This window comes from Litorivivens sp. (genome assembly GCF_041624475.1).
Classification (GTDB): domain Bacteria; phylum Pseudomonadota; class Gammaproteobacteria; order Pseudomonadales; family Spongiibacteraceae; genus Litorivivens.
In genome coordinates, this window is the sequence record NZ_JBFJUX010000009.1 from 1 (window position 1) to 15,079 (window position 15,079).

The window sequence follows — 15,079 nt, forward strand, 5'->3', positions numbered from 1 at the left end:
CAGGTGGTGGACTCGGTGTTTTTCCCGGGAACCTATTACGCCCAGCAGAATCCGGGGCGGCAGGTTTATGGTGCGGTGAGGTTCAATTGGTGATTTGCTTTCGGACTGCGTGGTACAGCGCGTCCGGTGCCAGATCTGCATCGTTAGGCCAGCACAGGGCTCCGAAAGGATCAATCGAGACTTGGGCAAACAGGCTTGGATCCTTCAGTGGCTCGAACATCGGGCCAAATAGGCGGTCGCCCAAGGCAATTTCGCCAGCCGTGCCATCGTCAAACACAAGCGCGAGTGTGTAGTTGGGTTTTACCTGAACCTGAGTAATCTTGTGCATGCTGTGCTCTTTTACTCTAACGGGGCTATTCGTTTGAGCGGATAATGCTTTTCTGCGAGAGCCCAATCTTCATGCAGCTCTTCGCGATGTTCCGATGCCCATTCCAGAATCAACGCCTTTGCTCGCTTGGGGAGCTTGCCATCCATTATAGCGAGAGTGTCGATTCTGATCAGGGCCTCATAATCGCCGTAGTAGGCGTGAAAATGTGGAGGATTATGATCGTCGTAGTACATCCGAATAATAATCCCGAAAAATTCGCTTATCGTCGGCATCCTTGCCTCCGCTAGTGCGCTTCCCTGTTCGCTCAGGATATAAGTGTTTCAATTTTTTTGTTCAAGTTTCATGTTCTGTCCGTCATACCCGGTATCAACCCAAAACGGAGATACCGGTATGAAAAAGCCCCTGATGCTTACCACTCTGGCCCTGGCCGTCGCGGCCTGTTCTGTAAATCGCGATGAATCGGCCGTGGGTGTTCCTGCGCCTGCTGAAAAAACCGTTGTTGAGAACAGAAAGGCGGAGGCCGAAGTCGCGTATGGCGCGAAGGCACAACAGCAGAGTCTTGCGCAAAAACGTCAGCTCGCTACGGCGCCGGTGGCTGACTATGCAAGCTCGCAGCTTGTGCGTCATCCGCACAGACCTCACATCGCCCACATTGTCGAGGAGCGCGATACCTATCAGGGCACCGTAGACAACCCGGTGAAAAGTACCGCAGGCGACCCCCTTTCTACCTTTTCGGTGGACGTGGATACCGCCTCTTTCAGTGTGGTGCGGCGCTACTTGAATGAAGGGCGCATGCCGCCGGAGGATGCGGTGCGCACTGAAGAAATCATCAATGCGCTCAGATATGAGCCTTTGTCGGGGCTATCCGCGGCGCAGCCGCTGGGCCTTGAGACGCGCATCATGCAAACGCCGTGGAATGCAAAAACCCGCTTGCTGCAGGTGCGACTCAACGCCTGGGAGCCGGAGCAGGCGCAACTGCCCGACAGTAACTATGTCTTTCTGATTGATGTGTCGGGGTCCATGCAGGGGGAGGATCGCATTGGCCTCTTAAAGCGCGCCTTCAGTGTGATGCTGGGCAAGCTCAAACCGACCGATACGGTGTCACTGGTGACCTATGCCTCCGGTTCGCGCACGGTGCTGGAACCCACGCCAGCAAAAGACCGGCACGCTATTCTGCAAGCCTTGCAGGGCCTGACCGCAGGTGGCTCTACCCACGCCAGTGATGGCATTCAGCGCGCCTATCAACTTGCCCGGCGGGCTTTTATTGAGGGCGGGAACAATCGCGTGATTCTCGCTACCGACGGTGATGTGAATGTGGGTCTGCGCGGCGAGGCACTGGTAGACATGATCGAGCGCCAGCGCGACCAGGGTATTTATCTGACCGTGCTCGGTGTGGGGAAGGGCAATTACATGGATGCCCAGCTGGAGCCGCTGGCCAATAAGGGCGACGGCAATTACTACTATCTCGACAGCTTTCGCGAGGCGCGCCGGGTGCTGGTCAGTGGATTAAAAGGCACCGCTTATACCCTGGCCAAGGACGTGAAACTGCAGGTGGAGTTCAATCCGGCGGTGGTGGCTGAATACCGTTTGATCGGCTACAACAACCGGCAGTTGGCGCATGCCGATTTTAATAACGATGCCAAAGACGCCGGTGATATTGGCGCGGGGCATAACGTAACAGCCCTCTACGAAATTACCCTGACTGACAGCCAATACCGCTTTGTGGATGAGCGCCGCTATAGTTCTGAAACAAGAACGTCAGGCAATCACAAGGAACTGGCGCTGGTAAAACTGCGCTACAAGTCCCCGCAAGGCGGCGCCAGCGTGCGTCGTGATCAGGTGGTCTACCGACGCGCGCTTGAGCACCTTCAGCCAACTACGCCGGCGGTATTGGCGGCGGGCTTTGCCGAGAAACTGCGTCGTTCGCCTCATCTGGCGGGCTTTGACTGGGAGAAATTGCAGGTACTGACAAGAGAGCTGGATTTACGCCAGGATGAAATGACCGATCTGAAACGTATGGTGGACAGTGCGGCGGTGTTGCAGGGAGGAATAGCGGGGTAAGAAAGAGAGCTTGGCCCTCTCCGAAAGGAGAGGGCCGGGCAGAACTTAGCCTTCGAGCATCGCAGTGACATGCTCGTAGGCGTCGGCGTATTCCTGCAGCAGACGCATGACAACGCCGCGGGAGGACTCCACAGAATTGATCTGGCCAACGACCTGGCCGACCGGGTTGAAAGCCACTTTCTGGCACTCGCCCACTGCCGCGTACTTGGCGGTGCGGCGGATACCGTCGCCGGATACCAGACCCTGCAGCGGCATACCCAGAGGTTTGGGGTTTTCCGGGGCTTCCCAGGCTTCGGTCCAGTCATTTTTCAGCATGCGGCAAGGCTTGCCGGTCCAGGAGCGCGAGCGCACGGTGTCTTCGCTGCTGGCCTTGAGCAGGCTTTCTTTCTGAGCCGGTTCCGCGTGAGCTTCTTCTACGGTCAGCCACAAGGAGCCGGTCCAAACACCCGCGCATCCCAGTGCCATGGCAGCCAGCATCTGTTGGCCGGTGCCGATACCGCCAGCAGCGAGTACCGGCGTGCCTTCGGCGGCAGCGACGGCCTGGGGCCAGAATACGATAGAGCCGACGTCACCGGTGTGACCGCCGCCTTCACCGCCCTGGGCGATAATGAAATCCAGACCAGCCTCAACATGAGATTTGACCTGCTTCACCTTGCCGCAGAGGGCGCCAACCAGGCGGCCGGAATCCTGAATCATTTTGACCTTGTCGGCCGGGGGGGTACCCAGGGCATTGGCGATCATCACACACTTGTCGCGGGTCAGGGCTTCTTCCAGCAGGGGGGTGGCGGTGGCTTCAGTCCAGCCCAGCAGGCCCATGCTTTTGGTGCCGTCCGGCCACTCGGGCACGCCGTGATCTGCCAGCAGCTTCTGGGCAAAGTCGATATGCTCTTGCGGTACCATTTTGTTGAGCTGCTCTTCCAGCTCTTCCGGGGACATATCGCCCATGCCTTCGTACTTCTGCGGGATAACGATATCGACGCCGTAGGGCTTGTCGCCGATGTGCGCGTCAATCCAGTCCAGCTCTTCTTTCAGCTCTTCAGCGCTGAAGCCTACAGCGCCCAATACGCCGATGCCGCCAGCCTTGCTGACCGCTACCACCACATCGCGGCAGTGGGTGAAGGCGAAGATGGGATGTTCAATACCCAGTTTGTCGCAAAGTTCAGAACGCATGATGATGTCTCCCTTGAATCATTCGGGTGTATCCGTTTGCCCGACAGTATTGGACAGGCCGGCGAACGGGACAATGGCGCCAATTGCCATTATTTGGTGATTATTTAGATCAGCGCCAGCCACAGCCCTTTTGTCTGCCAGTCAGACCCATTACTATGTCGAAACGCGCAGTACTCGGGTTTCGCCCCCCCTCATGAGTTTGGCACATGATAGAAGAACTGGATCACAAGGAAATTCGTGCCCGTTTGACGGAGCTACGCGTCCTGCATCGGGAGCTGGACCATAAAATCGCCAACTTGCAGGAATACCCTATACACAACCAGCTGGAAATGCGGCGCCTGAAAAAGGAAAAGCTGTACGTGAAGGACTGCATCGAGCGGCTGCGAGCGCGCATCATTCCTGACCTTAACGCCTGATCCCCTATGTTGATTGACCTGCAAGACCTGTCCCCGAACCGCATTTATTTCACCATGATCCAGACTCTGATTCCCAGGCCGGTTGCCTGGGTGTTGTCGGACAATGGGCTTGCGGGCAGTTTTAATCTGGCGCCCTTTTCCTATTTCAACGGGGTGTGCTCCAAACCGCCGCTGGTGATGCTGTCGATTGGCAAAAAGCCCGATGGCGAGATTAAAGACACCCGTCGCAACATTCTTGAGCGCAAACACTTTGTGGTTCACATAGCCCACCGGGAAATGATGGAGCAGGTCACCCGCAGCAGCGCGGTGCTGAACCACGGCGAATCGGAGCTGGATGGCAGCGGGCTGGAGACCACCACCTTCGGTGATTTCGCGCTGCCGCGACTCAGCGACTGCCGGGTGGCCTATGCCTGTGAGCTCTACGAACACCACGAGATCGGCGCCCAATCCATCGTCTACGGTCTGGTGAAGCAGATTTACCTGAGCGATGACATCGCCCGCGAGGAAGAGGGGCGCCTGCAGGTCGATGCCAAGGCACTTGACCCTATTGCCCGGCTGGGGGGCAACGATTACAGCCTGCTGGGGGATATCCGCAGCATTCCCAGGCCCAAATAACGGGGCAATGTCGTGTAGGAAATATCTTACAAATACCTGTGAATATTTCCTATATTTCAAAAAGTGCCGGGAAGCGAGAATCAATCCCGGGCTAAGGACGGCCCTCTGACTCGCACACCGGACAAGGTGACTCCCCAGGGAAGGGGGCGCGTTGAAGGACTCGACGCGCTATGAGTCGGTTCGGATCGAGTCAAGATCGACAATTCAAGCCGGGGGTTCCCCCGGTTTTTTTGCCCGTCATTTCTGCACTTTTACGGTATCCTTCTGCCGCAGTCTCTTTCCGGCTGCGCGTTTAAGCTCAGGACTGACAATGGCAGGTGATCAGATATTCAGCGGCAGGGCCGAGCGCTTCCGCGACCGCATCTACGGCTCTGCCAAGGGCGAGCTGAGGTTGGAGCTGGTGTGGCGCGACATGCTTGAGCATTTGCCCTTGCAGAGCACGGCACTGGATTGCTGGGATGCCGGCGGCGGGCTGGGTCAGATCAGCGCCCGGCTGGCGAATCTGGGGCACCGGGTGGTGCTGTCTGAGCCGGCCGAAGACATGCTGGCGCTGGCGCGAGCGGAACTGGCTCGGTCAGAACTGCAAGGGCGCGTCGATTGTCGACAGGAAACCCTGCAGCAACATCTGGCCGACGGCGCTGCCGCCGAGGGTTACGATCTGGTGGTGTGCCACGCGGTACTGGAGTGGTTGGCGCAGCCGCAGCAGGCGCTGAGCGGACTGATAGCGGCATTGCGGCCCGGCGCCTACCTTTCCCTGCTGGTATACAACGTCCACGCCATTGCCATCGGCAATCTGATCAAGGGCAACCTGCGCAAGGTCAATGCCGAGCGCTTCGCCGGAGAGCCCGGCAGTTTTACCCCACCGTCACCCCAGGAACCCGCGCAGTTGGGTGTTTTTCTGGAGCAATCGGGCCTGGATGTTATCGGTAAACGCAGTGTCCGTTTTGCGCTGGATTTTATGCCCAGAGCCCTCCGCGCCGAGCGTTCGCTGGACGATGTGATGGCGGTGGAGTGGCAGTTTGGCAACCGCGAGCCCTACTGGCAGTTGGGGCGCTATGTTCATCTTGTCTGTCGCAAGCCTCTTGGGGGCTAATCGGGCCGCCAGAGCGTTCTAGCCTGCCGTAAATACGCGACTGCGAATGCGCCAGCCCGAAGCAGTTCGCACCACGTCGTCGCGGTAACGGCCAAAGCCGAGTAATGCTCCCGTATCCGCATCCACAATGCTGAGGTAGGCGTGGCAGAGGGCTTCACTGGCTGCGCCTTCGATATACAGATTGTCGATCAGATGGCGGGCATTGGGCACGGTGGCAACGGTGTCTTTAAAAAAGGCAATCAATGCTTCAATACCTGTGATATTTACCTCGGGCTCGTCCGCCTGGAAGCGGCAGTCGTCGGTCCAGATGTCGCGCATGGCGGGGAGATTGTGATAGTCGAGGGCGTGGGCATAGCGTGCCATTAACTCGCGTATGTCCAGCCGGTCTTCCAGTGTCAGCGCCATACCGTTTCCTTCCTCCTGTCGATTGCAGCCCAAGTTTGTGTGCCGGGTGAGTGTAATGCAATGGCCGCGGCTGTCGCTGCGAATATCCAGTTGTACTTTTTGGGCGACATTCATAACTGATTGATATTAATAAATATTATGGCAAGTGTGAGTATTTCTGTCGGAAAACAGGGACAGAAATGCTGATGGTTTTCACAGGGCAGAATTTAAGCTGTTGAAATATAAGCAAAAAAATACTGGCACGCTCTTTGATATAGCCCTTGTGGAGAGGCAGTTTGGCCCTGCGTCGGCTTGCCTCGAAAGACTATGAATGAACAGGAGACTGTTATGAAAGGTAAAACGGTAATTGCAACGCTGGCTCCGTTTCTGTTGATCGGTGCTATGGGCGCTCAGGCCGGACTGTTCGACAAAGGCGATGACGCGAAGCAGGAAGGCGACAAACAGCAGCAACAGGTCCAACAAGGCGGTCAGAACAGCGGCATGTTTAATGCCCTCGACGCAAACCGCGATCAACTGATCAGCCCGCAGGAAGCCGAGTCGAATGCCGACGTCGCGATGTCCTTCGGTGAACTGGACAAGAACACCGATGGTCATTTGAGCGCTGACGAGTTCAACGAGTTTCAATCTATTCAGCAGTAGCGCTTCCTGGCGGTGGCGGCAACCTCCGAGGCTATCCCCACACCTGCGCCGTCACCGCTTTTTTATTTCCCTCTAGAGCTGGCCCTTAGCCCTCGCGGCGGGGCCAGCCTTCCAGTATCAGTGCTTCGCCCTCCTTGCTGCGAAATACCGCATCAAAGTAGCGGCTGAGATCCTGTGGCTGCAGCGTACGTACTGATTCCAGTACGGCTTCCTGCCAGTTTAGCCCCGTCTGCTGTTTCGAAATATGGGACCAGTAGTGATCCGCCAACTGTTCACCGCGTAGCGCGCGCGGATCAAGCTCGGCGCTGACCCGCGCTTTTACCAACGCCAGCTGCGCCTCTGTCAATGTGTTTAGCCAGTGTGGAAAATCACTGAGAAACTGCTCGGTTGCGCGTTTTAGTATGTCTGGGGTAGTCGCGGCAGATTGGGCAATCAGCGCATACCCCCGCTGTTGCTCAAAGTTGACTGGCACGACGGTCACCCCGTAGGCCAGACGCTGCTCTTCCCGCAAGGTCGCAAAGTACTGCCTTTTTAACAGCGGTAGAAGCAACTGAAATTGCGCCTCATCCTGTGGTGTGCTGCGCGGCGTGACATGGTAGCGGAGCAGCGCGTTGGACTCACTGAGCAGCTCAGTGCTGCGGGTGCCACCTTGAATTTCTTCCGCCGCTAATGCAGTGCGGGCAAAGTTGTTGGTCGCTGTGTCGCCTGGCGATTGAACGGCGTGGGGAAGTGTTAGAGCGTGGCTGAGTGCGCGGGCCGTCTCGCGATCTCCGCCGTAAATGTAGAGCGTAGCTCTCAGAGCCGACAGCGATTGCTGTTGGAGGGCCAGCCAGTGCGGGTGGTCGCTCTCCTGCAGAGCCGCAATGCGTACCGCCGTTGGATCTTCGGCGGGAATAAGGGAGTAACGCAGCTTTTCTACCAGTCTTTCGAAGGCAAAACGATAATCCGGGGGCCGTTGCCAATCGCCGATCATTCTGGCTTTCAGTGCGTCGAATTCCGCCTGGGTCAAGGTTGTCTGCAACATGTCAGCGATGCTCGCCAGTTGGTCTCGTATCTGAACGGGGGTGCCACGCAGCTCGACCGCCATGCCCTGATCATGGCGATACCAGTCACTGTCCGGAAAGCGCTGGCTCGTGATATCCAGTGCTTCGAGCCACAGCAGGCCGAGCGTCCGGTGGTGGGCAGACTGGCCGATTACCGGCAGGTCAAGAGATAGCTGCACCATGATAGATCCGTTAGCCTTCGGCGTTGCGGAATGCCAGGTGGTGATATGGCCCGTGTCTGCAAGGAGTTTCGGCTTGTCGGCCTGCGACGCAAGTTCCGGCAGGGTCGGCGATTCCCGAAGATCGACAGGGGGCGTAAAGGCCTCGAGTACAGTTGCATTGTGAGGCGCAGCGGTGGGCTGGGTCAGTTTCTGCAAGGTATAAGGAACGTCAAATACCGGTGAGCGCTGTTCGCCGTCCAGGGTCGGGTGCAATTCAATCAACAGCAGCTTGCGCTTATCAAGCAGCGACAGGAATTGCTTCGAGGGCAACACAGCGGGCAGCTCGCTTCTCTTTTTGGCGAGGGTCTGCAGCCAGGTTTGAACATGGTGACTTTCTATATAGCCGGGTATCCGATTGCGATCACGCAATTGGTGGGCGCGGAAGCGGGCCAGCACATTCGGGTTGCGCGCCTGAACTGCCAGAGCTTGCAGCGCCTGCAGCAGTATCTGCCACGTGGCGTCGCCAGCGGCTAGCCCGGTACCAGTGGGTACCCAGTGCAGACTTAAACTGGCCTGGTTTCCGGCCGCAATCCCGCGACTCAAGGTGACACTTTTGAACAGGCCGGTACTCAGCAACTGCCGCCGCCAGCTCCCTGCGCTGTCGGTATCGGTCCAAAAGCGCAAATAGTCGACGGTGGCTTCCCCTTCCTCCCTAGAGAGGCCGGCAAGTGGCAGCAGTAGATTGAACTGGCGTGAAGATACGGGCGCCTGAATGTGCAGATACTGCGGCAGTGTACTGCTGTCGAACAGGGGGGGCTCTCGGATGTTTGCTGCGGGCAACACCGGCAGGTCGCCGAAGCTTTCGCGTATATTCTGCTGTTGTTGGGCTGGGCTTTCCGCGCTGATATAGACCAGACTGAGGTTGGCAGGGCGGTAGTAACGCTCAAAAAAACTCTTCAGCTCGGCTTTTAATGCGTCGAGGGAGTAGGGCGCAAAGCTTGCTTGATTGCCGGCGCTGTTTCGCCGGAAGGGATGTCCGGCTGCTGTGGCGGATTTGAGGGCGTCCTGCAGCAACCAGTTTTCGCGGGTTTTGAGAAAAGAAAATTCGTCGCTTACTGCGCTGATTTCCGAGGCAATGATCGACGTCGTAACACGAGTTGTCCGCAGCAGCTCCGCTAGCTCCTGCAATAGCAAGGACGCCGCTTCACGCTGGATCTCAAAGACGAAATAAGTGCTTTCGTGGCTGGTTTTGGCGCTGACCCGACCGCCGTTTAATGTGAGGAAATCGCGTAGCGCAAGCCGCTCCCCTCGGGCGTCGACAATGTGCTGGCGCAAAAAAACATGCTCGGCCAGATGGGCCAGTCCGGGCACGGTATCCTGAAAACTGCCGGCGTTAAATTGCAAACCAATCAGGGCATTGGCGCGAGCTGGTCGTGACAACGTGAGACTGCGCAGGCCGTTGCTGTGATCTTGTAGTGAATGGCTGTTGTCAGGAAGCGCATCGGTCTGCAGGGGCAGCAGCCCGAATGTGGATAGGATTGCCAGATTGCGCAGGCGTCGCGGTGGAATCATGAACCCTCTCCGCTGCGAAATGACTGACTATTGTAGCCTTGTGTCGGCAGGAATCAGGAGGTTTGTCACGGTAATAGTTGGAGCGCTGCTGCCGGGGCAGCAGCGCTCTGGCTCAGTTTTCTGAAGCGGCTGCGGCCGCCTTTTTGTCACTCGTTGCGGGCTCGTTGGCGACGGCCTTTCCGTTAAAGAACTCACTCAGCGCCGCAACCGCTTTGTCGATATCTTCTGCCAGCGACCAGCGTGGCACCCGGCCGTAGATGGGCGTGCCGGTGTTGAGGGCATCGGGGAACTTACCACCATCGGCGGGTACTGCTTCGGCGACCAGTGAAGCGTTCTCTGGCGCGTTCAGCTCGCTGTATGACAGCGCCGACTTGCTTTCCATGCGCGGGTAGATCTTTTCGATACGCAAGGGGAAATCAGCCCCGGCCGAGGTGTGGGCCGGTACGGTCTGTCCCACTTTAAGCTTGCCCTGAGCTGAGGGCGGGAAGAACAGAAAGGCGCGAGTGTCATCCTGTTCCAACATGATAACCGCCGGTTCCCCGGCTTTGAGTACGTCGCCGCGCGAAACACGAACGTTTGCCACAACCCCATCGGACGGCGCTCGCAGCTCCAGGCTGTTGAGCTGGTTCTGGATGCTGTCGCGCAGCTTGGTTAACGACGCGAGACGATTTTCCGGCATTGCTTGTTGTTCATCGCGGGACTGAGATTCAGCCAGCGCCGAGCTTTGCCGATAAGCCGATTGCAATTCGGCCTTGACCCGCTGCAGGTCGGACCAGGTTTCCGAGTGCTGCATTTCCAGCTCCTGCAGGCTGCCTTTGGACACGGCGCCGGCAGCAACCAGTCGACGCATGGCGTTGATGCGTTCTATCTCGGTGCGCGACTTGTTTTCCAGTGCTTCCAGCTGGGCGCGGTTGGATTCAATGCGCGCTCTCAGTTCTTCTCGATTGGAGGAAATGCGCGAGGTGCTTTCCACCATATCCGCCTGCATACGCGCGATTTCTGCTTCATTGCGGGCCAGTGCCTGTACCAGCTCCGGTGAATTGAGTTTCACCAGCGGCTGCCCGGCTTTGACGGTTTCTGAAGGCGAAACCAGCACTTCGTCAATGGTCACAGTCTGTGAGGGCGATACATTGTATTGTTGTCCGCTGACGGCGCCCTGGGCGTTGTACCAGAACAGGCCGGTGTAAATTTCTCGCAACACCAGCCCGACAATGCAGGCAATAATGGCGAGGTAAATATAACGTCCCCATTGGGGTTTGCGCGGCTGGGCGACTTCCAGTGGCAACGAGTCGGGCCCTTGCGCACTGGAATACCATTGGCGCCAAGGGTGGCTGGGCGCGCCGCCTGATGAAGGTTTGGGCGCGGGTTGTGTGTGATAGTCGCGTTTTTGCAAAGCATTCTGTCTGTTTACCATGAGTCATACTTCCTTGATTGTTCCTGTACGTACTCGGGGACGTAGGTTTCCCAGTATGAGCGTTTGAATAGATACTCATCGGCGTAGGCGATCAGGCGCACAGTGCGCAGGTAGAGCCCGGTGAATAATCCGTAGAGGGGCAAATAGGGGAACATCGGCAAATCCAGATGCGGTCGCTCACTGACTGCCAGCGCTATGAGGTAGTGGAAGATATTCACAAAGACATAGAGGATCGTGACCAGAAAGGTTACCTGCCAGAACATGTCCGCGTGATTCATCAGCATCCACACGACATAGATGGGCAGTGAAATGGCGAAGATGACTTCGAAGATCACTTCGTCCAGGGCGCCGAGCAGGTTCCGACCATTAAAGCTGCGGCTGAAGGGATTGAAAATGCCGCTGTACTTTCTGATCCTGAAGCGCACCACGCTGCGGTTCCAGCGCAGCTGCTGGCGAAAGTAGCCCCACCAGTTGTCCGGCGCATCAGTCATACACATCGCCTTGGGTGCGAACCCGATCTTGCCGCCGGCGAGACAGATTTTGGTGGTCAGGTCACCGTCTTCGCCGGGACCGGCTTCCCAGCCGCCGATCTGTCTGACAATCGAACTGCGCAGCGCGCCAAAGGCACCGGACACAATAGACAAGGTACCTGCGGCGGCGGAGGCCCTTCGCCCGACACCGATGCCGAACAGGTATTGAATGGCCTGGCATCGGGTCAGCAGGTTGGTTCCGGCATTGCGCACGCGCAGGTTGCCGGCAACGGCCTGAACTTCCGGGTCGTAGAACTCAACCAGCAAATGCCACACGGAGTGGCGGTCGAAGGTGGAGTCTGCATCGCAGATCACCATAAACTCACCGCGCGCAGCGTTTGCCGCGAAGTTCTCGGCCGATGACTTGCCACCGCGCTGGCGATGTTCGAAATAGCGCACCCAGCCACGTCGTGCCAGACGGCGGCCAATGGCGTCCATCCCGTCGGAGGAGCCATCGTTCACCACGATGATCTCCAGGTTGGGGTAGGACTGCTCCCGTAGAGACAGCACGGTGGTTTCCAGCGTTTCTGCCTCGTTAAAGCCCGGCAGCAAGATAGAAACCAGCGGCTTTTTATGAGCAAGGTACTGACGAAAGCGTACTTTCTCCGGCGGTTCTGGTTTAAAGATCATCGCCAACACGATGATTTCCGACAGTATGTAGCGGGGCACCGAGAGAAACACGAAAGGCCACATAATCAAGGCCAACTCCCACAGGGTCAGTGCTTCCACCAGCGCCCAACATTCAAGCCAGAACTGGTTAAACCGGACGGTCAGTTCGTTAAGCATCACAGCCACCTTTACGCATAGCGATCAGCCTCGTCAGCTACGATAGGCGCGTCGCTGTCGTCCACTTCGCTGATCGAAAGGTCGATACCCGCTTCGCGTAATACCGCTTTTTCCAGCTGGCGACAGGTAGGTGTATGTCGGTCGGGCGAATCGTGCAGTACGATCATAAGCTCCTGCTTGCGACGCTCAACGCAGAGTAGTGAATCGCTGGCTAATTGCTGAATTACCATGCGCGCCGTTTGCAGTTCTTCGCTGGCATCCTCGCCTGGCGAGCGCAGCGCTGCGCTGTAGACGGTCGTTGGACTCTCATTGTCGCTGGCAACCTTAAGCACCACTTTGGCAATCGCATCCATAGCCGAAGAGCGTTTGTTCTTTGCAGGTTTTTTTCGTGTGGCCGTGCGCTTGCGTGGTGCCGCGCTGTTTTGCGCGGCCACGTGTTGCGGATTCCACGAACCCAGGCGTGCCACCGACATGGCATTTTGTGTCAGCGAATAACTGCTGATATTGACCGGTCGCAGATCCGCCGGCGAATGGTAGGTGTTGCACACAGCACACCACGCCTGCAGGACCGGCTCGGTGGCCCAGTAATTACAGTCGCCGCAAACCACAAACTGGCCGGGGCGGTTGTATTCCACGCCAATATGCTGGACATCGCCGTGGCATTTTGGACAGCGGGGGCGGCCGGTTACCATAAACTCGGCTTCCGGCGCTACGTAGCCGCAGCGGAAGTGGTGGATAGACTCCTGGGCTTCCAGGTGGGTGGAGTTACACTCGGGGCAAAGCTCCTTTGCGCAAACCCGGTAACTGCTGCAGTCGGGACAGGTGAAAACCCGATCGACGTGCTTGGCACTGACTACGCTGTGGCGGGCCATATCGTCCAGCAGCTCGCGTACTTCGTTGGCGCTGCCGCCAAGGAAAAGCTCGGCCAGAGGATAGCTGTAGGCCAGCGTCTCCTCGGGAGAAACCATCGGCTCGAGCCTTGAGCCGCGCGTATACAAATACTGCAGCAGAGTCAGTGGGCGGTCGTCAGCCGCCTGGCGAATGTCGCGCAGTTGGCGGTGCAGCATCGACAGGGTGAGCGATGTTTCTCGCAACATCTCGCTGTCTGGTCGCGGCGGAAGCACACCGTCGGCGAGGTGTTCCAGCAGCGAATCGGTAGCGTGATCGGCCAGGCCAATCACGGCAATCGGCCGCAGACAGTTTTCCGGATGAGCTCGGGTATCGCGCACCAGCTGCATCACTTTGTGTTTGTCGTAACCGGTGATGACCAGCGGCAGAATGCGCCGGTCTATCGGCGTGTCCGCTGCGGGTGAGCCAAACACAGCGCGGACTGCCGCCGCTTCGTCCGTAACCCGGTCAAACTCTTTCAGCTCCACCAGTTCATAGGCGAGTGCGTGGCTTACGGGCACTGATGATGAGCTATTCCGCAGTACTGAAACCATGGTTGTCTCCTTAACATTCGTAAAGCGGAGCACAGATGGCGTTCTCGCTTGCCAGGTTGCTCTCGCGGAAGTTGCTTGCCAGGTAGTCCGGTTCGCTAACGGCCCAGGTCATGACATTAGCCAGCCACTCGCCGCGTTCGCGCCAGGTGTCAGCAACACGCAGCCAGAAACGTGCAGTTTCCACATCGATTTGCCAGGGGTGCGGTGCGCGACCGGAGCCGGGTTGTGATGCGCGGGTGCGCATCTGTTGCAGAATGCGGCTCTGTTGACGCATACGTTCAGTCGCGCGGCTGAGCGCGGCAACGGATTGGCTCCACTGATTGCGCAGATCGATCAGTTCGCGCTGGCGTTGCAGCAGCGCATCGGCCGCTTCGCGGCGGCGGGCTTCAGCCTGATAGCGCAATGCTTTTCCCTGGTAGTAGTCGCTGGCGCCGAGAGGAATAGTCAGCACGGCTCCCACTTGCGGGCCGTCCTCGGCATCGTCGCCATTGACGCCTCGTCGTTGAAATACCTGGCCGGCGTAGACATCCAGATTGATGCCGTTGCCGCGATAGGACTCGGCATCTTCTTTCAGTGCCTGGGCTTCAAACTCGAGAATTTTTGCCTGCGGCGCGTTGTTGGCCAGTCGAACGATGTCGTCGCTGCCCGGTGCGCGCTGCGGCAGCACGGTATAGTCGATGGGCGGGCGCGGCGCCGACGGTTCAAAAGGTGAAAGACTGTCGAACGCGCTGGTGATTTCGTTGTGCAGGATGAGAGCCTCCGCCTCGTTGGCAAGTGTCGCTTCGGTAATTTCCGGCATCGACGCTTCGGCGGAGAGTTTCAGCTTTTTTTTGGCGGCCTGAATCGCGTTAAGCGCCTCTGACAGTGCCTGGTACTGATACTTTTCTGCCCAGGCGATGGCCGCACCGCGCGCCAGTTCGGTTGCCGCTTCGGTGTTCTGTTCTGTGACCCGGTACTCGGCCTGACGCAGCCGCGCTTTGGCGGCGTCGACCCGGGAGCCTTTGCGCAGGAGTTGATCCAGCAGCTGGAAGTTCAGGCGTACATCGGAATACTGTTCCAGGCTGTCATCGGTTCCGGTGCCATTGTTGATGTTGCCGCCGAGCCCGTCAGGGTAGTCCGCATAACTGGCCGACAGGTTAAGTCCGAGATCGCCGCGCTCTGACGCCAGCGCGGCTCTACGGGCCTCAAGCTCCAGTTCTTCGACATTGGTGCGATAGGACTGCTGCGACAGATGGCGAATCTGGGTGATAAAGCTCAACCACTGTTGCGCCGGTTCCGACAGTGCCCCCTGTTGCGTCTGAGAGCCTGTAGCTGCTTCGTTTTCCTGGCTGAGACCCTGTACGGGCGTCAGCGAAAAACTCAGGGCCGCGATCGCTGCAGTCAAGTGGCGCTTGCGCGGAAGCG

Annotated in this window: 14 protein-coding genes; 5 read left to right on the forward strand and 9 right to left on the reverse strand. The window is 58.0% G+C overall.

Annotated elements, in window-relative coordinates:
* Positions 1-82: 82 nt before the first annotated feature.
* Together ABY734_RS10640 and ABY734_RS10645 are read right to left on the reverse strand one after the other, a co-directional pair.
* Positions 83-328, reverse strand: coding sequence for a DUF2442 domain-containing protein (locus ABY734_RS10640; RefSeq protein ID WP_372779071.1), 246 nt, complete (start codon positions 326-328; stop codon positions 83-85).
* 11 nt (positions 329-339) lie between these two features.
* Positions 340-600, reverse strand: coding sequence for a DUF4160 domain-containing protein (locus ABY734_RS10645; protein WP_372779073.1), 261 nt, complete (start codon positions 598-600; stop codon positions 340-342).
* Positions 601-718: 118 nt separating this feature from the next.
* Here ABY734_RS10645 and ABY734_RS10650 point away from each other — a divergent pair, with 118 nt between their 5' ends.
* On the forward strand, positions 719-2,389 hold the full coding sequence (locus tag ABY734_RS10650) for a von Willebrand factor type A domain-containing protein (protein WP_372779074.1): 1,671 nt from the start codon (positions 719-721) through the stop codon (positions 2,387-2,389).
* Between the two features lie 45 nt (positions 2,390-2,434).
* Here the strand turns inward: ABY734_RS10650 and ABY734_RS10655 are convergent, their stop codons facing one another.
* Positions 2,435-3,559, reverse strand: coding sequence for a nitronate monooxygenase (locus ABY734_RS10655; RefSeq protein ID WP_372779075.1), 1,125 nt, complete (start codon positions 3,557-3,559; stop codon positions 2,435-2,437).
* Positions 3,560-3,765: 206 nt separating this feature from the next.
* On the opposite strand from ABY734_RS10655, the gene ABY734_RS10660 reads away from it, so the two are divergent.
* From ABY734_RS10660 to ABY734_RS10670, 3 genes are all read left to right on the forward strand, one after another.
* A complete protein-coding gene (locus tag ABY734_RS10660; protein ID WP_372779076.1) occupies positions 3,766-3,975 on the forward strand; it encodes a YdcH family protein in 210 nt (69 codons plus the stop codon).
* A gap of 6 nt (positions 3,976-3,981) precedes the next feature.
* Positions 3,982-4,590 carry a flavin reductase family protein gene (locus ABY734_RS10665; RefSeq protein WP_372779078.1) on the forward strand — a complete coding sequence of 203 codons (609 nt, stop codon included), beginning with the start codon at positions 3,982-3,984 and terminating at the stop codon, positions 4,588-4,590.
* Positions 4,591-4,900: 310 nt separating this feature from the next.
* Complete coding sequence (locus ABY734_RS10670) at positions 4,901-5,683, forward strand: methyltransferase (RefSeq protein WP_372779080.1); 783 nt, start codon at positions 4,901-4,903, stop codon at positions 5,681-5,683.
* 18 nt (positions 5,684-5,701) lie between these two features.
* Here ABY734_RS10670 and ABY734_RS10675 read toward each other — a convergent pair whose 3' ends face one another.
* Complete coding sequence (locus tag ABY734_RS10675; RefSeq protein ID WP_372779082.1) at positions 5,702-6,202, reverse strand: nuclear transport factor 2 family protein; 501 nt, start codon at positions 6,200-6,202, stop codon at positions 5,702-5,704.
* 213 nt (positions 6,203-6,415) lie between these two features.
* Here ABY734_RS10675 and ABY734_RS10680 point away from each other — a divergent pair, with 213 nt between their 5' ends.
* Complete coding sequence (locus ABY734_RS10680) at positions 6,416-6,727, forward strand: hypothetical protein (RefSeq protein ID WP_372779084.1); 312 nt, start codon at positions 6,416-6,418, stop codon at positions 6,725-6,727.
* An 85-nt stretch (positions 6,728-6,812) separates the two neighbouring features.
* Here the strand turns inward: ABY734_RS10680 and ABY734_RS10685 are convergent, their stop codons facing one another.
* The 5 genes from ABY734_RS10685 to ABY734_RS10705 form a co-directional block, all read right to left on the reverse strand.
* Positions 6,813-9,503: an insulinase family protein gene (locus ABY734_RS10685; protein ID WP_372779086.1), complete on the reverse strand. Its 2,691-nt coding sequence runs from the start codon at positions 9,501-9,503 to the stop codon at positions 6,813-6,815.
* A 112-nt stretch (positions 9,504-9,615) separates the two neighbouring features.
* Positions 9,616-10,917 (reverse strand): HlyD family secretion protein, encoded by a 1,302-nt coding sequence (locus tag ABY734_RS10690; RefSeq protein ID WP_372779088.1) that lies wholly within the window; start codon positions 10,915-10,917, stop codon positions 9,616-9,618.
* Entirely contained in the window at positions 10,911-12,233 is a 1,323-nt protein-coding gene (locus ABY734_RS10695; protein WP_372779089.1) for a glycosyltransferase, read from the reverse strand. Before ABY734_RS10695 ends, ABY734_RS10690 begins: the two co-directional genes overlap by 7 nt.
* Positions 12,234-12,244: 11 nt before the next feature.
* Positions 12,245-13,675 carry a hypothetical protein gene (locus ABY734_RS10700; RefSeq protein ID WP_372779091.1) on the reverse strand — a complete coding sequence of 477 codons (1,431 nt, stop codon included), beginning with the start codon at positions 13,673-13,675 and terminating at the stop codon, positions 12,245-12,247.
* A gap of 10 nt (positions 13,676-13,685) precedes the next feature.
* Positions 13,686-15,059, reverse strand: coding sequence for a TolC family protein (locus tag ABY734_RS10705; protein ID WP_372779093.1), 1,374 nt, complete (start codon positions 15,057-15,059; stop codon positions 13,686-13,688).
* Positions 15,060-15,079: the final 20 nt, after the last annotated feature.